This is a genomic window from Streptomyces sp. NPDC058086 (assembly GCF_042885015.1).
Lineage (GTDB): Bacteria > Actinomycetota > Actinomycetes > Streptomycetales > Streptomycetaceae > Streptomyces.
In genome coordinates this window covers 14,700-31,895 of record NZ_JBHVST010000118.1, presented here as the reverse complement: position 1 = coordinate 31,895, position 17,196 = coordinate 14,700, and the positions used below count along the sequence as shown (strand labels likewise).

The 17,196-nt window shown below is 69.6% G+C and carries 18 protein-coding genes and 2 pseudogenes; 7 read left to right on the top strand and 13 right to left on the bottom strand.

Translation table 11 applies throughout. The features are described from left to right. Together ACFVWD_RS48900 and ACFVWD_RS48895 are read right to left on the bottom strand one after the other, a co-directional pair. Window positions 1-1,379: phage/plasmid primase, P4 family (locus tag ACFVWD_RS48900; protein ID WP_389604917.1), on the bottom strand; the 1,379-nt coding region annotated here is incomplete at its 3' end. Further along, window positions 1,376-2,488 carry a bifunctional DNA primase/polymerase gene (locus tag ACFVWD_RS48895; protein WP_389604915.1) on the bottom strand — a complete coding sequence of 371 codons (1,113 nt, stop codon included), beginning with the start codon at window positions 2,486-2,488 and terminating at the stop codon, window positions 1,376-1,378. The genes ACFVWD_RS48900 and ACFVWD_RS48895, both read right to left, overlap by 4 nt. 592 nt (window positions 2,489-3,080) lie before the next feature. Between ACFVWD_RS48895 and ACFVWD_RS48890 the strand changes: the two are divergent. Next, window positions 3,081-3,590, top strand: a pseudogene (locus ACFVWD_RS48890) (SpoIIE family protein phosphatase); the annotation flags it as partial. 93 nt (window positions 3,591-3,683) lie between these two features. On the opposite strand, the gene ACFVWD_RS48885 reads toward ACFVWD_RS48890, so the two are convergent. Further along, on the bottom strand, window positions 3,684-3,992 hold the full coding sequence (locus tag ACFVWD_RS48885; RefSeq protein ID WP_389604923.1) for a hypothetical protein: 309 nt from the start codon (window positions 3,990-3,992) through the stop codon (window positions 3,684-3,686). 46 nt (window positions 3,993-4,038) lie between these two features. On the opposite strand from ACFVWD_RS48885, the gene ACFVWD_RS48880 reads away from it, so the two are divergent. Beyond that, window positions 4,039-5,325 (top strand): zeta toxin family protein, encoded by a 1,287-nt coding sequence (locus tag ACFVWD_RS48880; RefSeq protein WP_389604913.1) that lies wholly within the window; start codon window positions 4,039-4,041, stop codon window positions 5,323-5,325. Window positions 5,326-5,697: 372 nt separating this feature from the next. Here the strand turns inward: ACFVWD_RS48880 and ACFVWD_RS48875 are convergent, their stop codons facing one another. Then, window positions 5,698-6,231 carry a hypothetical protein gene (locus ACFVWD_RS48875; RefSeq protein WP_389604911.1) on the bottom strand — a complete coding sequence of 178 codons (534 nt, stop codon included), beginning with the start codon at window positions 6,229-6,231 and terminating at the stop codon, window positions 5,698-5,700. A gap of 261 nt (window positions 6,232-6,492) precedes the next feature. Between ACFVWD_RS48875 and ACFVWD_RS48870 the strand changes: the two genes are divergently transcribed. Beyond that, window positions 6,493-9,162, top strand: coding sequence for an ATP/GTP-binding protein (locus ACFVWD_RS48870; protein ID WP_389604920.1), 2,670 nt, complete (start codon window positions 6,493-6,495; stop codon window positions 9,160-9,162). A gap of 307 nt (window positions 9,163-9,469) precedes the next feature. Here the strand turns inward: ACFVWD_RS48870 and ACFVWD_RS48865 are convergent, their stop codons facing one another. Beyond that, window positions 9,470-10,141, bottom strand: coding sequence for a hypothetical protein (locus ACFVWD_RS48865; RefSeq protein ID WP_389604910.1), 672 nt, complete (start codon window positions 10,139-10,141; stop codon window positions 9,470-9,472). A gap of 301 nt (window positions 10,142-10,442) precedes the next feature. Between ACFVWD_RS48865 and ACFVWD_RS48860 the strand changes: the two genes are divergently transcribed. Further along, the gene (locus ACFVWD_RS48860; RefSeq protein ID WP_389604909.1) at window positions 10,443-10,967 is read left to right on the top strand and encodes a hypothetical protein; all 525 of its coding nucleotides are present in this window, start codon (window positions 10,443-10,445) and stop codon (window positions 10,965-10,967) included. A 149-nt stretch (window positions 10,968-11,116) separates the two neighbouring features. On the opposite strand, the gene ACFVWD_RS48855 is transcribed toward ACFVWD_RS48860, so the two are convergent. The 4 genes from ACFVWD_RS48855 to ACFVWD_RS48840 form a co-directional block, all read right to left on the bottom strand. Beyond that, the gene (locus ACFVWD_RS48855) at window positions 11,117-11,752 is read right to left on the bottom strand and encodes a DUF6417 family protein (protein ID WP_389604907.1); all 636 of its coding nucleotides are present in this window, start codon (window positions 11,750-11,752) and stop codon (window positions 11,117-11,119) included. Window positions 11,753-11,944: 192 nt separating this feature from the next. Beyond that, window positions 11,945-12,313, bottom strand: coding sequence for a hypothetical protein (locus ACFVWD_RS48850; RefSeq protein ID WP_355319596.1), 369 nt, complete (start codon window positions 12,311-12,313; stop codon window positions 11,945-11,947). 8 nt (window positions 12,314-12,321) lie between these two features. Further along, window positions 12,322-12,579: a hypothetical protein gene (locus tag ACFVWD_RS48845; protein ID WP_355319598.1), complete on the bottom strand. Its 258-nt coding sequence runs from the start codon at window positions 12,577-12,579 to the stop codon at window positions 12,322-12,324. Between the two features lie 308 nt (window positions 12,580-12,887). Then, window positions 12,888-14,003: a hypothetical protein gene (locus tag ACFVWD_RS48840; protein ID WP_389604905.1), complete on the bottom strand. Its 1,116-nt coding sequence runs from the start codon at window positions 14,001-14,003 to the stop codon at window positions 12,888-12,890. Window positions 14,004-14,658: 655 nt separating this feature from the next. On the opposite strand from ACFVWD_RS48840, the gene ACFVWD_RS48835 reads away from it, so the two are divergent. Beyond that, window positions 14,659-14,790 carry a hypothetical protein gene (locus ACFVWD_RS48835; RefSeq protein ID WP_389604904.1) on the top strand — a complete coding sequence of 44 codons (132 nt, stop codon included), beginning with the start codon at window positions 14,659-14,661 and terminating at the stop codon, window positions 14,788-14,790. A 124-nt stretch (window positions 14,791-14,914) separates the two neighbouring features. On the opposite strand, the gene ACFVWD_RS48830 is transcribed toward ACFVWD_RS48835, so the two are convergent. The 3 genes and pseudogenes from ACFVWD_RS48830 to ACFVWD_RS48820 all read right to left on the bottom strand — a co-directional run. Continuing rightward, the gene (locus ACFVWD_RS48830; RefSeq protein WP_389604902.1) at window positions 14,915-15,136 is read right to left on the bottom strand and encodes a hypothetical protein; all 222 of its coding nucleotides are present in this window, start codon (window positions 15,134-15,136) and stop codon (window positions 14,915-14,917) included. Continuing rightward, window positions 15,118-15,378, bottom strand: coding sequence for a hypothetical protein (locus ACFVWD_RS48825; RefSeq protein ID WP_389604901.1), 261 nt, complete (start codon window positions 15,376-15,378; stop codon window positions 15,118-15,120). The genes ACFVWD_RS48830 and ACFVWD_RS48825 overlap by 19 nt, the downstream gene beginning before the upstream one ends. Window positions 15,379-15,517: 139 nt before the next feature. After that, window positions 15,518-15,694, bottom strand: a pseudogene (locus ACFVWD_RS48820) (Tn3 family transposase); the annotation flags it as partial. Window positions 15,695-15,805: 111 nt separating this feature from the next. Here ACFVWD_RS48820 and ACFVWD_RS48815 point away from each other — a divergent pair. Continuing rightward, a complete protein-coding gene (locus ACFVWD_RS48815; protein WP_389604921.1) occupies window positions 15,806-15,973 on the top strand; it encodes a hypothetical protein in 168 nt (55 codons plus the stop codon). A gap of 187 nt (window positions 15,974-16,160) precedes the next feature. Here ACFVWD_RS48815 and ACFVWD_RS48810 read toward each other — a convergent pair whose 3' ends face one another. Further along, window positions 16,161-16,418 carry a hypothetical protein gene (locus tag ACFVWD_RS48810; RefSeq protein ID WP_389604899.1) on the bottom strand — a complete coding sequence of 86 codons (258 nt, stop codon included), beginning with the start codon at window positions 16,416-16,418 and terminating at the stop codon, window positions 16,161-16,163. A gap of 373 nt (window positions 16,419-16,791) precedes the next feature. Here ACFVWD_RS48810 and ACFVWD_RS48805 point away from each other — a divergent pair, with 373 nt between their 5' ends. Continuing rightward, entirely contained in the window at window positions 16,792-17,187 is a 396-nt protein-coding gene (locus tag ACFVWD_RS48805) for a type II toxin-antitoxin system RelE/ParE family toxin (RefSeq protein ID WP_389604897.1), read from the top strand. Window positions 17,188-17,196: the final 9 nt, after the last annotated feature.

Genomic DNA, 17,196 nt, shown 5'->3' with positions numbered 1-17,196 from the left:
CAGGCCCGGTAGACGGCGTAGAGCGCCGTCTGTTCCGCGCGCAGTTCGGTGTCGAGGCGGCAGCACTCGTCGTAGAAGCGGCCGGTGTGGTCCTCGGTCTCCGCGTAGGCGCTGGTGGCGATCCGGACGCGTTCGGGGCCGGTCAGATCGCGGGCGCCGGCCAGGTAGCGGCGGGCGCCGTCGACGAGCCAGGTGAGGATGCCGGGGCCTTCCTCGGTGACGAGGATGTCTGCCAGGTTGTCGATCTTGCGGTGGTCGGGGACGACCCGTTCGAACGGGATCAGCCGCATGCGGCGCCAGAACGCGAAGCCGCCGGTGCCGACTTCGGGGCGGTGGTTGCCCAGCAGCCATAGTTTGTGGGTGGGGTTGAAGCCGAAGAAGTCCTGCCGCATGCGGCGGGCCTTGATGCGGTCGCCGCCGGTCAGCAGCTTGACGCGGCCTTCGTCGAACTTGTCCCCCGGTTTGACCTCGGAGCAGACGATGACGCGCCGGCCGTGGAGTTCGGCCAGGTCTGTGGGGTGGCCCTCGTAGGGGCGGGCCATCAGGAAGCCGGGCGGGGCCGCGTCCGCGTAGTCGCCCAGGAGCTTCATCAGGACGTCCAGGAGGACGGATTTGCCGTTCTTGCCGGAGCCGAAGAGGAAGGGCAGAACCTGGCCGCCGACGTCGCCGGTGACGGAGTAGCCCAGCAACAGCTGCAGATAGGCGATCATCTGCCGGTCTTCGGCGTCGGCGCCGAAGGTATCGCTCAAAAACCGCTCCCAGCGCGGGATGGCCATGCTCTGCGGACCGACGGCCGTGGAGCGGGAGTGGAAGTCCTTGTTGGGGTCGGGGACTTTGACCAGGCCGGTGCGCAGGTCGACGATCCCGTCGGGGGTGCACAGGGCGTACGGGTCGGCGTCCAGGAGAGCGGCGTTGAGAACCATGCCGGGGGCGGACTTGGCCTGGGCGAGCATCGCGTTCATGCCCGTGGTGGACAGCGCGCGGCGGCGATGCGACTGCAGGGCCTGGGCCGTGAGCACGCCACGGGGGTCGTGGACGGCGATGGCCTCGGCGAGGTCACCGGCTGCCCAGAGCACGGTGTCGTCCTCGTCGATCTGCCAGCGGGTGGTGTCCCACCGGTACCAGCCCATCCCGGGCACGTGCCGGTAGTCGTTGGCATACAGCTTGACGAAGAGCTTGGCGTTGCCGCGGTCGGTGAGGGTGTCGGGCAGGAGCCCGGCAGCGGTTGCTTCTCCGGCGGCCGCGCGGGAGGCGTCGGCCTGGGTTGGCAGAGCAACGGTGGTGGTTGGTGCGGGGCGTGCCTGGTTGCGGATCTGGGCGGCGACGGCTTCGGGGTCGAACTCGAAGAGGGCCTCGGTCTCGTTGCGGTGTGACGTCATCGCGGGCCCCTTCGCGTGTGGAGGGGGTGTTGGCGGCCTGCGGTCATGCCGCTGCGGATGATCTGGGCTGCGCGGCGCTCCTGGCCCGGGCGGGCGGCGGCCGCGGCCTGGGTGAGGGCGAGCTCGGCTTCTTCCTCGGTAAGGCGGCCTGCGGCGACGAGGCCGCCGAGGGTGTAGGCGGCGCGGTTGAGGGTGTCGGAGAACCCTGCGCCTTCGGTGACGTGGCCGCAGGCCTCGATGGGGGCGAGGACGGAGGCGAGCATGCGCTGGATGCGGTCGCGGCCGCCGCCCGCGGCGAGCACAGCCTGCTGGGCCCGTGGTGGGACCGGTCGGGGGGCGGGGATGCTCGGGGCGGGCAGGTGACCGGTGCGCTCGAGTTCCTGGGCAAGCCAGGCGGGCAGGGCGGCCGGCTCGCGGACGCTGTCGAGCGGGACGTAGGTGCCGTCACGGATGGTGGTACCGGGGGCGATGATGTAGCCGCCGTGCGCGCGGACGTCGACCTGCCAGGCCAGCGCGGTGCCCTGGCTGGAGCCTGCGGAGCAGCGCCAGCGCCGGTTGTCCGCTGCCCGGTACCAGACGTGCAGGCCGCCTGAGGGGGTACGGACGCGCAGCGTGGTGTCATCTTCCGCGGGGCTGCGCTGGCCGCGAAGAGCTGCCAGGACGGCGAGGGTGTGGAAGCCATTGGCCAGGCCGGTGAGGTCGATGTCGTCGCCGATCGGGATACCGGGCAGGATCCGGTCCCGGGTGGGCGGCTGGGTGAGGTGGGCGTCGATGTCGATGACGACCAGGCCGGCCGGGCCGCAGGCGATGCCGACGCCGAACTCCGGGTGGGCGCCCCACCACTGGGTGATATGGCGCTGGTCGAGGGTGGCGGCGTGGAACCCGTGGCACCAGCGGCCTGCGGGCAGGCACGGGCACTCAGCGGGCGGGTGCGGAGACGTGCGGCACTGGGTGCAGTTGGCGGCCGGGGTCTTGCGGCCGGCGGCCAGGGGGTGCACGGGCCAGCCACGGCGCGCGCACCAGCTAGCAGTGGCCAAGGAGGCAGCGACTGAAGACTCAGAGGCGGGCTGCCGTGAGTCGCTGCCAGAAATGCGCAGGTCAGCATGCATGCGCACCCCCTATCAGCGACCGAAGCGACTCAACGACGGACACAGCCTAGCGAACGTGGCCCGTGAGGACGTGGAGCACGTGCGAATGAACCCCGAGGCCGTGTCGATGATGCGACCGGCAGGCACCGGGAGCGACCCAGCACAGAAGGCAGCGACCCAGAGACATTCAGTCGCTGCCGCTCCAGCTCACAGAAAACTGCAGGTCAGACACTACACAAGACTCAGAACAGCGACTGAAGCGACTGAAACTCCCTATATGTAACGCACACGCGCACACAGGAACGTCTTCATATACCCCGACCTTGAGTCGCTTCGGTCGCTGTGAACTCTTGATCACTGCCTTGACCTGCGCATTCGTACATCAGACGAGCAGCGACCGAACAGTCGCTGGGTAGCTGCGCCTTCAGTCGCTGCCTTCGTCCGACCCTGCAGCGACCCAAGCGACTGAAGCGACTGAGCGGCCCATAAAGGGCTCGCGACCGCCCTCTGCGACGAAGACTCCGGCCATGAGTCGCTTCGGTCGCTCAGGGGCAGTCCGGAGCACTTGAGGAGACCGGCCTGTTGGCCGCAGCGCCAGGCATGGCTCGGCTCGGTGCCCGACAGTTGGGCCGGATGTCAGACCTGTTCTGTTTCCTGCCACGACCGGAAGAGAGGTGCGGGACATGCTCGAGCTGGTTCACAGCGATCCGCGCGGCGGGTTACGGAACTAGCACACCCCTTAACCGTGCGGCAGTTCAATGGCACGCTGCCGAGTCATACGTCGGCCCGGCGGCATAGCCGTCGATTCCAGAACTCGCCGAGCACTAGCGCGGGCCATGTGCCGTTGCTCTGTGTACGCGAGGACGGCAGCAGTGACATCCGTGAGCTGCCGGGCGGTCCGGTGCTGGGAGTCCTGTCAGGCGCCGACTACCGCGAGGAGACCTTCACACTGGAGGAGGGCACCGCACTGGTCATGGTCACCGCCGGTGTGGTCGAAGGGCCGGGTCTGACGCTGGACGCCGGCCTGGAGTGGGCCGGAACACTGGCTGCCCAAGCCCTCCGCGACGGGCTGAACGCCGAGGCGATCGCTGACCGGACCCTCGACGCTGCGGTCGCGGTAGACCACGTCGACGATCGGAACCTGGTACTCCAGAAGGTCGGCACCGAGCCGGTCGAGTCCGGCCTCCTGCTCCCCGATGTCCCAGCAGTCCAGGACTCATTGAGTTGCGCTGGAACGACTGCAGATCCGACCTGCAACTGCGCCCGCCATGAGAGGGGCGATGATGATCACCAAGATCACAAATCCCACGGCAGCGACTACCACCGCGCCATCCGTATGGACATTGGGATCGCTCATGATCGTGAAGTCGGCAATCCAAAAGGCACGACCCCACAGCGCCGCACGCTGCCAGCAGCCGCCAGGCACGGGCACGCCCGAGGAGCCCCCCAACAGCAAGGAAGGCACAAAGCCGCAGATCAGCATGCTGAGGACGAGGGCAATGCCCGTCAGATCCAGGACGCCCATGACGATTGGCAGCCAAGGGCCGATAGCAAAGGGCAGGGGCCGGTACGTGTCGTGGGAGAACCACGACACGTGCGCGCAGGGCCTGCTGGCCACGCTGGCCGTCATCGAGGCCGAGCAGCTCGCCGACCGCGTCACCGTCCTGCGGCGCGACGGGACCGTTCTGTATGCCAACGAGCTCGCCCCCGACGGCAGCTGGCGGCACCGTCCGGCCGCGGACCGGGTGGTGCGGGCGCGGCCGTGGACCGCGCCCGAGACCGCCGCCTTCCGCCGCGAGCTGGCCCGTACCGACCGGCGTGTGCACACCGAACTGGCCGGTGAGGACCGGCGCCTGGCGGTGCAGCGCGACAGCGAGCGCGCAGCCGCCTGGTCCGAGCCGGTCCGCCGCACCGCCCAGCCCACCACGACGCCGCCCGGCGTCGCCTACCACCGGCTGTCACTCGACGAGCACCGGTGGATCTTCGACGAGCTGATCGTGCCGACGGTGCTGGAAGGCATCACGGCGCGGGACGTTCCCCGTGCCGTGTGCGTCATCGGGCAGCCCGGCGCGGGCAAGACCGAGGCGGCGGGCCTGGTACGCCGGGCGATGCGGCCCGGCACGAGCCGCCTGACCGGCGACGACTTCAAGGCCTCCCACCCGGACTACCGGCAGCTGCTGCGCCAGGACCCGCGCGGCGCCGGCGCCGCCATCCGCGCCGACTACCGAGCCTGTTTCGCCCAGGCCGAGCAGTTCGTGCGGGACCGGCGCGGGGACGTGGTCATCGAGGCCGCCCCGGGCAGCGCGGACGAACTCTTCGGCAGCGCGCTGCCGTTCTTCCAGGCGGGCTACGCGGTGGAAGCGGTCGTGCTGGCCGTACGCGCCACGGACAGCCGGATGGCCACCGCACTGCGCTACGCCCGCAATCTTCAGTCCCAGGTGCCCGGGCGGTTCACCTCCCGGACCGGACACGACCGCTGCTACCAGGGCATCGCCAGCGCCGTAACGGCGGCCGAAGCCCATCCTGCGATTTCGGCGGTCACCGTGATCCGCCGCCGCGGCGGCCAGGCCGTGCTGCGCCAGGAACATCCCGCCGCGCCCGGCCGGGCCTCATGGGCACTCGCCGCGGAACGCCTGCGCCCCTACACCGACCAGGAAGCCGTCCGGTTCGTGCGGCTGCACCAGGGACTGCGGCGGGCCCTGCCCGAACACCGCGCCGAACTGGACGCCATCGCCGCTCTGGCCCGCCCGCTGATGCCCGCCCGCATGCAGCTGTCCCGGATCGCCACGCAGGCCGTGCGGCTGCTGCCCGTGCCGCGCCCCGACTGCGACTCCAGTTCCCTCAGCCGCGCGGCATAGAGGGTGGCCTGCCGCTCCCTCTCCTGCGGACCGGCCTCCTCCAGCCGCCTCAGGTCCGCGTACGCCGCCTTCCGCTGCGCCGTCAGCTCCGCGATCCGGTCGTCGTCCGGCAGCGGAGCCCGGCGCTCGCCGGTGATCTGCTCGGTGTACCAGGCCACCACCACCCGGACATCGTCGACGGCCTGCGGGCCGTCGCCTCCCTCCAGGCCGGAGAAATCGCGCTCATCTGGTGCGCCGGACACGGCAACCCCCTCGATCTTGATCATGAATGCGAGTCGCCATTGTCCTCCGGGCCCGCGACGGTCACACGCCCGCAGTCCCCGCGCCAGAACCCTTGTTACAGATCAGCCGGATTCGGCAGGGCGATGCTGCTCAGAGGCCGCCGATCTTGACCGGGAGCTTCTGGATCGTCGCGACCACGGTGTCAGGGTTCTCCAGGTCGATCAGATCGACCGGATTCTGCAGTTGGTACAGGTCGCCCTTCGGCGGGAACTGGGTGGGCGTGCCGATGAGCTTCGCCGGGGCCTTCGTCCTCAGGACCAGCGGCTCAGCGCCGTTCCCCGGTTGCTCGATGACCATGGTGAAGTCCAGGACCATGATGTGCTCGAACTTCGGCGGGAAGCTCTGAATCACCCGCAGCAGACTCCTCGCGTCGACGTCCACATCGTTCTGCTCGATCGTGATGCGCCCGCTGTCCCCGTTCTCGCCGGGCAGGTCGGCGCTGATTTTGAAGCCGACCGTCCTCATGCGCACGCTGTTGACCGGGTCGTTGGGGTTGACGTCGATGCGATGCTTGATGCCGCCCCTGAAGTCCACGGTGACCAGTGACTTCCCTATCTGCAGGGGGCTGTTGATGGCGAGCATGCTGCACGGGATCTCCGCGCCGATGGGAGGCAGTTGTGGCATGTGGGTTCCCTTGTTCGAACGGGTGTTGGCCTGTCGAGCACGCACACCCTCGAATGCCTTCCATGCCGAGGCGAAACCACCACACCGCACGAACAGCTGATCTCACACGCTCAGCCCAGCCCGAAAGCGCACCCGGCACGGTGCTCCAAAGAAACGGCCTGGATCACTCCATTGACGCGGCAGTGAGAGCGGGCGGCCTCCCCAAGGGGCGTGCAGCGGGCATAGGTTGGGCTCTCAAGTGATCATCTTTCGGGGGTGGACGTGGCAGGCCGGGATCTGCGGGCACTGTTCAGCACGAACGACCGGGGCCTGGAGGCCGTAGAGGCGTTCACGAACCGGCAGCTGCAGTGGGAGCTGGTCGCGGCCGCACTGTCCGAGCATCTGCGACTGATCACCGAGTCCGCGTTCGATGTCGAGGACCTGGAGTGCCCGCGCCATAACGTGATGGTCTTCCACGGCGTCGGGGGAATCGGCAAGACGACCTTGTCCCGCAAGCTGGAGGCCGCGCTCGCCGGGGCCGATCAGCGGCCTGCCCAGTGGGGTGAGCCCGCCTGGTCCGGACGGCGGATCCTGCCTGTACGCATCGACCTGGCTCGCTCCGCCGGAACGTCCTTCGAGGACGTCGTCCTCACGATCCGCGCGGCGCTGGCCGAACTGGGCCGCCCGCTGCCCGCCTTCGACATCGCCCTTCGCCGTTACTGGGAGACCCAGCACCCCGGTGAACCGTTGGAGGAGTACCTGCGCCGCGGTGGCCTCGCGGGCCGGTTCGGCAAGGCGATGCCGCAGCAGATGCAGTCCGCTCTCGCGGACGTCGCCCAGGCGCTCCTCCTGCCGGGCACCGTCGGTACGGCGGCCGGTGCGCTGGCCGGCTCCCTCACGAGGGCGCTGCGCGAGCGCCGGCAGACCGTGCGGGCACTCGCTGGGTGCGCGCGGCTGGCGGATCTGCTGGAGGCCGACCCGGACCTAGAGGCGCTGAGCTTCTACCCGCACCTGCTTGCGTGGGAGCTCGCCCAACTCCCGGCAGACAAGCGCGTCATGCCGGTAATCCTGCTGGACACCTTCGAGGACGTCGGCGACCGTACGCACCGCGACCTGGAGCGCCTCATCCAGCGGGTCGTGTGGCTCATGCCGCACTGCTTCTTCGTCATCACCGGCCGCTCGCGCCTGCAGTGGGCGGATACTGCCCTACAGGGGCAGCTCGACTACACCGGCCCGGCCGCCTGGCCGCATCTGGCCCTCCCCGCAGCCGTCCCGGCAGCCCGCGCCGCCCGGCCGCCCCACGGCCACGCGCGGCAGGTCCTCATCGGCGACTTCTCCCCCGAGGACTGTGACGACCACCTCGCCCGCCGGCTCACCCGCGACAGCGAACCGCTTATCAGCGAGGAGATCCGCCAGGTCATCACCGGCCGCTCCCACGGCCTGCCGCTCTACCTCGACCTGTCGGTGATGCGGTTCCTCGAAATCCGCCGCACCGGCCGTAACCCCGCCCCGGCCGACTTCGACCACGACTTCCCCGCCCTGATCGCCCGCACCCTCTCCGACCTCACCGCGCCCGAGCGGCACGTACTGCGCTCTGTGTCCTTGCTCGACGCCTTCGACCTGCCGCTCGCCGCGCGAGCCGCCGGCCTGACCCACGAGGCGCCGGCACTGCGCCTGATCGAACGCCCTTTCGTCCGGCAGGACCCCTTCGGCCTGTGGCCTTACCACCTGCATGGGCTGATCCGCTCCACCTTCCGGGACGCCGACGATCACGCCGACGACCGCTGGTCTCCGCGCGACTGGCACCAGGCCGCCCAGCGGACCCTCACCGCGCTGGGCGAGCAGTGGACCGCCGGCACCAGCCGCGACCGCCGGCTCCTCGTGGGCTGCCTGCGCCAGGGCCTCGCCATCGCCCGGGACCACAACCTCGACCTCGACTGGCTCACCGACGCCGCCTGGACCTACGTCGGCGATTCCATCTGGGAGCCGGTCACCCCACCCGCCGCCGGTGCCCCGGCGCCCGGCACGCCCGCCGACGCCCTCGTGGAACTCCTCAGCACCCTCACCCGCCGCCAGCACGAGCACCGCGCTCGCACCGTCAGCCGACTCACCGCCCTCCTCGACGCCGACCTGCTGCCCGCCGACCTGCAGGAGATGGCGCTCTACTACCGGGCCAAGTCCCTGCGTGACACCGGCCTAGCCGCCCAATCCCGCCGCGACTACCAACAGGTCGCCGACCAGGGCGGCCGCCTCGCTCCGGCCGCCCGCCGCGGCCTGGCCCACGCCGCACGCCTGGCCGGCGACTTCCCCACCGCCCTCGCCGCCGCCCAGAATCTCGGCTGGGAAGGCCGCCACCAACGCGTGATGGGCGACCTGTACTGGCTTCAAGGCCAACCAGAGCGTGCCGCCGCGGCCTACCTCGCCGGACGCACCGAAGCCGAACAGCACGGCAAGGCCGGCGAGGCCGCCCACAATCAGGCCCTGCGCGCATTTGCCATCGCCCTCTGCGCCCCCGACCAGGCCACCGCGGAAATCGACCTCGCCCACCAGCTCCTGGCCGGCCTCAATCTGCGCGCCACCACCATCAACGTCCGCCGGGCCGAACTCATCCGCGATGCCGGCAGCGACAGTGTCGACGACCAGATCGCCACGCTGCGCACCGAACTCGATATCGCGGGCCTCGCCTCGCTGACACCCGCGATCGAGCTGGCCGGCGCCTTCCACCACGCCGTCCTCGACGACCACATCGCACTGAACGCCACCCTCACCCGGCTACGAGAACAGACGTCCGACGAAGATCACGCCTACTTCGTCGACATCGCCCACTTCATGGCCAGCCTGCCCCTCGATGACCCGTCGCCAGCACAGTGGATCGACGGCGAACCAGCCACCCGCAGCCGCTGGCGGGCCCTGGTCACCGCGCGGCGCGAGCACCTGGGCTCACTGCGATGACACCTGCGGCGCGTGCCTCACCTCACACGGACCGCAGCGTCAACACCGGAACAAGCAGGGGAAGTTCACCGTTCATCTACATGTGGCTAGCGGAGGGGACAGTGTCCCCGGGCCTCACCTACAGCCCATGGGGACGATCGTCCGGCTGAAGCCCCATGGAGCCTTCCGCCGAGAGGCGACCGCCCTCCGCACGCCACCACCTGCGGCCCCGGCTGGTCCCCTCCAGCCGGGGCTCACCTGTGCACAACCGCCGAAGGACCGTCAGGGGCTGCCCCCGACAGGGCATTTCCCTCCGGCCGCCGCGCTTTCACCCGAGGCCGAGGCTGCTGAGGGCCGTGGTCCAGTCGGTGACGATGGCCTTCTGCGCGGCCGTGAGGGTGACCTTGCCGGCGCAGACGGCGGTGTGCAGTTTCGTCTCCACCGGGTCCTTCGCGTTGTTGACCCCGCCGCCCGCCTTGTGGCCCGGGTCCGGCGGCTCGATCCACAGATTCCGGGGATCGTTCGGGTCGCCGCCCAACTGCAGGCTGATCAAGTGGTCGTACTCGGCATCGCCCATGCGGCCCTTGTAGCCGTAGGAGGCGGCGTTGAGCGCTTTCTCCTTGCCGGTGACGGAGGTGGACGGCCGGATGCCGGAGGTGTAGCCGCCCTTGCGGCAGATCGTGGACTTCAGGTTCGCCTGGGTGACCGCCGGAGAGATCGCACCCGGTGTGCACGCCGGGTCCTCCAGCGGCTCCCCCTTCTCGTACCGGAAGTGGCAACTGCCCGCCGGGGGCTGCTTCTGGACGGTGTAGGTGGTCTGCGGGCCGGCCCCGACCGCGATCGCCCCCTGCGGGCCGCCGCGCGCGTCCGTACCCGGAGGCTTCGTGGCCGAAGTCCCGGCCGGCGACGCGGCAGATCCGCCCGTTGCGGCCGGTGAGCAGCCCGCCAGGAATACCGCGGCGAACAGCACGGATGACGCGGCACGGGAGCTGGAGTGCATGGCGACCCCTCACGAGCAGGCAATGGCTGGGCACATACTGCCCGGCCGGCGCATCGGCACACCGGGCCGGGGCCCGCGCCAAGAAGCGCGACAGAATGCGGGGTGCGCCACCGCGCAGCCCGTTCGGCTCAAGTCCCAAGCGAAACTGCGGCTTTGGGCAAGGCTCGCCCATGCCCTGGTATGGAGAAGGTGCAGGTCACCAGATGTTCACCGCTTGCGTCTACCCGCATAGATCGGGCGGGTGCTGTCATTCCGTCAGCCGCCTGGAACACGATCTCCAGGCCGAGACGGGAGACCCCACATGCGACCTCTGCGCCGCGTCACCGCCACCACCACCGCCCTCGGCATGGCCGCCGCCGGCCTCATCATCGCGGTGAGCGGCACCGCGCACGCCTCCGCCTGTTCCCAGTCCTACCTGCCGCTGCCCGACTCGTCCTGCACGCCCGGCTCGTACAACCCCGACGTCACCCAGTCGAACATCCACAGCACCATCTGCGTGTCCGGCTGGACCGCCACCGTCCGGCCCCCCACGTCCTACACCAACCCGCTCAAGGCGCAGGGCATCATCGACTACGGGTACTCCGACACCAACATGTCGGACTACGAGGAGGACCACCTCGTGCCGCTGGAGCTCGGCGGTGCGCCCCGCGACCCCGGCAACCTGTGGCCCGAGCCGCACTACGGCACGAAGACCGCCTCCACCAAAGACGGCACCGAGACGAAACTGAAGAACGCCGTCTGCAACGGCACCATCACCCTGTCCGCCGCCCGCAGCGCCATCAAGAACAACTGGACCACCGCGCTCCAGGTCACCGGCATCGGCTGACCTCCAGTGAGGCCGTAGACCGCGCCGCATCATGGGATCCAGAGGGGACCGGCCGCGCCCATGTGGCGCGGGAGCCCAGCAGCTCTGTCCCAGGAGCGCGGCGCGAGCGGCCAGGGGTCTGCAGGAGGCCGTGCCCATGACCGTCACCCTCACCCGCTGCCCTCCGTACGGCCCCGCGCGGCCGCTCCGCCCGTCGACGGGTTGTCCGAGGCCCGTGCCGGGCTGTGCTCGACGCCGTACTCGCGGGCGAAGCGGTTGGCCTCCGCAGCGGAGCCCGTCATCCGGTGCAGCCACAACCCGTACGCCACCGACTCCATCTGCTCCTGCGTCAGATACAGCCGCCACCGCTTGATCCCGTGATCACACGAGGCCGAACGGACCTGCTCCGCCAACCCTTCGGCCGGCGGCACACGGAGCCGACCGGCGAGACCAACGAACACGCGCAGCGCCGCCATCTGCGAGGGAATCAGCTCCACCAGCTGCCGGTCCGGGGCCGCCTCACCGGGCGGGGGCTCGGCGCGGGGGCGGGACTGGCCGTAGGCGAGGGTGTCGTGGCCGTAGGGCGTCAGGCGGGCCGCCCACCGCACGGGCCGCCCCTCCAGAGCCGACAGCTCCGCGCGGTCCTCCCGGCCGGCAAGCTCCACCAGGCTCTGACTCTCCAGGGCGTTCACGTGCTGCTGGTGCGGCGGAAGGAGCTCCGTGTCCAGTGTCCAGCCGTGCCCGGCCGCCTGACCGCGCTCACGCAGCGCCTCCAGCACCGACAGCGCCCTCTCCCAACTCCTCATCCCACTCCCCCAGCGTGTGCCGTACAGGTTCGCCGACCGTAGACGCCGACACCGGTCCGGACAGCGCCAAGGCGGGGAAGGCAAGCCCACCGGGTGACACCGGCCGCCAGACGCGCGCCGGGTGGGACACCGTCCGGTAGGCACTGCGGCGCTGCCGGGATCCGGCAGCGCCGCAGTCGCCTGCTGCTGTGCTCAGGGCGTGAGGTCCAGCACCCGGACCGGTTCGCCGGCCCACTGGTGCGGGGCGGTGGTGGCGATGATCGCGCCGTCCGGGCGGTCCGGGGTGGGCTGCGCCGCGTACTGACTGTGTGCCGCGGCCCAGGTCTCCTGCCGTGCGAGAGCCAGGGCGGCGGCCAGGTCCAGGTCCAGGACGGTGATGCCAGGAAGGGAAGCCAGATGCTCGGCCGTGCCGGGCCGCGCGCGGTCGGCTTCCACTAACGCGCAGGCCGGGGCGTACAGGAACCAGCCCGGTTCGGCGTGAGCGCGGTGGATCAGGCGGGAGGCGAGGATGTTGCCCTGGCCTGCCGCGGCCATCGCGGTGTCGTCCAGGACGATGTGCATGGCGTCGCTCACTGGCCAGCCGCCCGGGCCAGGCGCCGGTCCAGCTCGCTGTCCAGGTCCCGCTCCTCAGCGGCGGTCGGGGCGTAGCCGTTCCACTCCGTCAACGCGGCCAGAGCTTTCTCGGCCCGCTCTGCCCGCTCGGCCGGAGTCAGCAGCGTCTCAGCGAGACGGGCGAGATACGCGCGCAGCGACAGCCCCTCCGCGGCCGCTATGGCGGCCAGCCGGTCCTTGGCTTCCTCAGGGATACGGACGTTGGCATCGGGCATTGGCGTACTCCTTCCCACCCTCCGAGGATACGGGTACGTACCCGTACCCGTCATGCGGCGGATTCCCATCACAACCCTGTCGCCTGGCCGAATCCAGTGCCATGCTGTGACCGCGGTGATCCTCTTGCCCCCCAGGCGGAGGCCCCCGCCCCTGGTCCCGCCCGTGCACTGCCACCTGGCGGGGCCGCGCCGCCCCTCCCGGCCCTCCCCACGGGAGGGCCGACGGCCCACCCACGGCCCCGGCTGGTCTCCCCCGTCCAGCCGGGGCTTTCACGCGTTGATCACCGGCGCGGGCCGTCAGGGCGCAGCTACGAATCCACGAGGTACGCCTTCTCGCCCATCATCAGCGGTGCCTCGGCGGGCCCCTTGATGTACGGGCCGCGCCAGATCACCCGGTGTTCCTGACGGCTGGGATACCACTGCCGAACTTTGTGCATCCGCACCGGCCACCGGTGGTGGTACACCCGCTTCGTGTCCCCGGCCGCATCCGACGGGCGGGGCGAGGGTGCAGCGAGCCGGATGACCCTCACGTCAGGGTCCAGCGGCGCAGAGCCGTCGTCGCCATCGGCCGTGCGCGGCTGGGATACAGCGCCCGACGAGCCGACGGCAGTGACGCCCTGGGCGTTCAGCCGCCAGAAGGCGAACATGTAGCGGCCCACGAAGTCGTCATAGAGGTCCTCCACCTGGCCGCCGCCCCATTCCCCAGTCTCGGGGACCGGTTCGGCACGCCACTCGGACGCCTGGTTGATGGCTTCCTGGAGTTGGCGAAAGCGTTGGGACAAGTCCGCGAGCATCTCGGTGCTCTCATCCGCCAGGCATGCGTCGCCGCGCATCCCGTACATGCCGTCTGGCATCAACGGCGGCAACGGGCTGCCCGCTGCTCGGGCCCTGGCGACCGCCTGACGCCATCCAGTCGGCTGCACCGGTCCGTCACGGTCCATGAAGGTCGTCACCTGTACACCGGGGTACTGGGCGGTGGGAAAGACCTGGTGCTGGGTGACGAACTGCCAGCCGAACGCCCTGGTGTCTGACAGCGTGCCGGTGCGGTTGACGACCACGACCGGCTCGGGCAGCACCAGTAATCCGGTGGGCACGAGGATGTCCTGGTCACGGTCGAGGGTGCTCACGTCGGCCGGCTCAAGAGTGGCGGCCGCGGCCATGACCGCTGCGTGCGCGGCCGGGGAGATCACGAGGACCTCAGCCTGCTGCAGCATCTTCTTGATCTGCCGAATCTCCCACGCGGCAGCCTCTGCCGGCTTCCGGGGCCACGGCGGCCGGTACCCCTGCTTGCCCAGCGTCATCGACAGCGCCGCATCCCACACCGCGTCCTCAGGCCGGCCAGCGGCCATGTCCGTGAGATCGCTGTGGAACAGCATTCTGCGCAGGTCACCAAGAACATTGCTCACGTTGTCGGCGAGCATCATCTGCACCCACGGATTACTGACCAGAGACAGGTGCGTCCGCTCCCGCAGGCGAAGCGCCTCCCGTGCCGCGCCAACAGGAGTCCACTGCCCGGCCTTGTCCCTGCTGCGCTCACGTTTGTCCCGGCTCGCCTTCCCCACCCGGCAACCTCCCCCGCCCGACAGCCAGTTGTCGAAGACGTACCCGACCGCGAGTGGCGCGACACGACACGTTCCAGCCGCGCGCGACGTGGGGGTCTGGCCCCGCCGCTACCGGGGACAGCGACGGGCCAGCACCACCTCTGATGGGGATCTCTGAATCGACCAGGGTCGCTCGTCGCCTCACTCGGTCCGCCGTTCAACGGAGTGGGGAGCTTCAACGAGCGGCGAGCGTGTTTCCGGCCGGGGCTGCCCGCTCGCGGAGTGTGCGGGCCGTGCCGGCCGGTCAAGGGCGCCTGCGGCGACGTCGCCGAACCGCTGCGCGAAGCGACCCCGTTATCTGCGGCAAGGGGGAAGCGGTGCCCGCCGTCGTCCAGCTCCGGTCCGGGAAGGCACTGGCCGTCCGGTCGGCGGCCGACGTGTTCCAGACCAGCACACTGCCATCGGCGGGGCGCCCGGAACGGGCTAGGACCTGCATGAGTGGCGGCACTCCGGCCTGACCCACCTCGGTGAACAGGGCGTGTCGCTGCTGATGCTCATGGCCAAGTCCCGGCACCATAAGCCGGAGAACGTGAAGCGGTACTTCAAGCCGTCGCCGGAGGCGATTGCCGAGGTGACCGGTCTGCTCGCGCCTGGCGGTGCGACCCGCTGAATGTCTGATCGGGCGGGGACCATCGGGCACATGCACTCGGGCCGACCGCGAACGGTCGGCCCGAGCGGCCCTGCGTGGGTCGTGGCGTCGTGAAGGTACGGCGCCGACCGGCCTGGTTGGTCACCTACGGGGCGGGGAGTTCCCTGATGAGGCGCGAGGACCAGTCGCACCAGACCAGGCCGGGCAGGAAGGCGCCGCCGGCTTCGTCGAGGTGGTCTTCGACGTACGGGATGGTCGCGTCACAGACTTCGATGGCCTGGTCGAAGAATTCCGTGGTGTCGGGGTTGTTGTGGTAGCTCCAGCGCGGGTTGTAGGGGGCCTGCCGCTTCATAATCCGCGTGAACACGTGGGGACGGTCGGTGGTCTCCCGTTGACGAGTTCCCGGGCGTGCTCGATGTCGCCGGGCTTGGTCAGCTTGATGACGAACTGCTCCCGCGTGATGTCGGTCATCACGAAGTACGCGGCGCTCTCGGCGGCGGCGTGGCCGGGCTGGCTGCTGAGGGTGCCGGCCTGGGCGGGCTGTGCCGTGGCGAAGGCCAGCAGGCTGACGGCGGCCAGGCCGGCCGCCTTGGTGAACGCGTGTCGCATGGGGTTCTCTCCTCGGTTCCCGGCGTCGTGCATTTCACGACTGAACACAAGGAGTATTGGATCAGTTACATACTGTAAATTTGAAGTAGAACTGATGTCGCGGGGGTGACGGCCCCCGGCCCGCCCTGTGAGCCCCGGGTCATTTGTCGGTGGCGTGCTTGTCGCGCAGGGGCCGCAGGCCGCCGGGCAGGTCGGGGAGCTGGAAGGAGTAGCGGCCCAGCATGTTGATGTGCTGCCGCACGAACGGCGAGAGGCGGGCGACATCCTCGTCGTGGACGTCGAACCCGTCCGCCCGCAGCTGGTTCACCGCAGCGTCCCCTCCGGCATACCGTCGTTCAAGCCGTACGCCGGACCGACGGAGCCTGTGGCGCGTCGCTCACCGTGTCGACCCGCTGCGCACGTTCGGCCCGGGCGCGGTGCAGTGCCAGTGCGTGGGCACACCGCCCAGACGCGGGCCCTCCACGCCTACCTGCGCTGGCGCAACGCCAACGCCCGCCACCCCATCGTCCTTGCTGCTCAGCGCCGTGAGCGCGCCCGTGTCCGCAGCAAGAAGGGCATCCGGTGGGGCGGGCGACTGCTTGCTGCTGCGACTTGACCTACAACGCTGCCGCAACCTGGACTCGACGTCCCACAGACCACCCGGGATGATCTCCAAGCCGCTGCACGGTCACGCCAGGCCGAACCATGGCAGGCACTCCGACAACCTCTCCATCTTCACCGGGACCAGCTGGTGTTGTTGCCGCTGTTCAGCAGTGAGGCGGAGCCTGCGCAGCACGGCGGGTTCAGCGCGTACGGCATGACGTTCGGCGTCCGGCAACGGGTAGGCGCACACCGTCCATATCCGGAATCTCATGCACGATCCCGGCAGCGATCATGAGGGTGAGCATGTCGTTGAGGGTGCGCAACGGCGGCAGACCATAGGGCGCCGGGTAACAGGCTGAAGTGGCCTGCTCCACCTGCAGATCGGCGAGTTCGCCCCCGTCGCGCTCCGCTTCGTCTTCCCAGCAGGACGCCTGCCAGTCAGCAAACCGATTGCGCACCTACGCGGAGAGCAACGAGGCCGTCGGGGTGTGCCAGGTGTTTCCAGGGTCCCCTGAAAGAAGTGACTTCGGCGGTTCCAACCTGTGCGCAGAGGGCCGGCAGGTGTCCTGCCGCTGATCCAGCAGCCGATCTCAGCCCAGCTCGGGCTCACCCATTTGAGTGATCGTGCTCCGCAGGTCCCATGGACTGCAAGCTCACCCTCAGCTCGCTCTATGCAAGGTCTCAGCAGGCTGAACAGGCAAAACCTGCCGCCGAGGACTCCACGCATGGTGCTCGTCAGACCAGATAACTATCAGGCTCCGCGGTTACTGTCTGCGACAGTTTGACTTCAGAAGATACGCCCTGTTGCTCACAGGGAGGGGGAGCGGGCAGGTGACGAAGCGCTGGGAGTTCTACCAGACAGCCGTGGGGGCGGACGTTGTACGCAAGGAAATGGGCAAGTGCCGGCTGACGCGAGCCGAAACGATCAAGCTGGGAAAACTGATGCAGCGAGCTCAGGAAGGAGCGCTCCTCGCCAAGGACCGCAAGGATCTACGGGACGGACTCCTGGAGCTGCGCCTTGACTGCGGCGAGCGCATCTTCCGACTCTTCTACGGTGAGGTTCAGGGCTCCAACATCGCCCTGCTGCTTGCTGTGAAGTTCGTGAACAAGAAGTCCACTCAGGGCATCGCAACTGATCCAACCGATATCGAGACTGCCCGCAAGCGTCTATGTGAGTGGCAAAACCGTGCAAAACGTGACGATCAACGACCTGACACGTTGAAGTGATATCGGTTG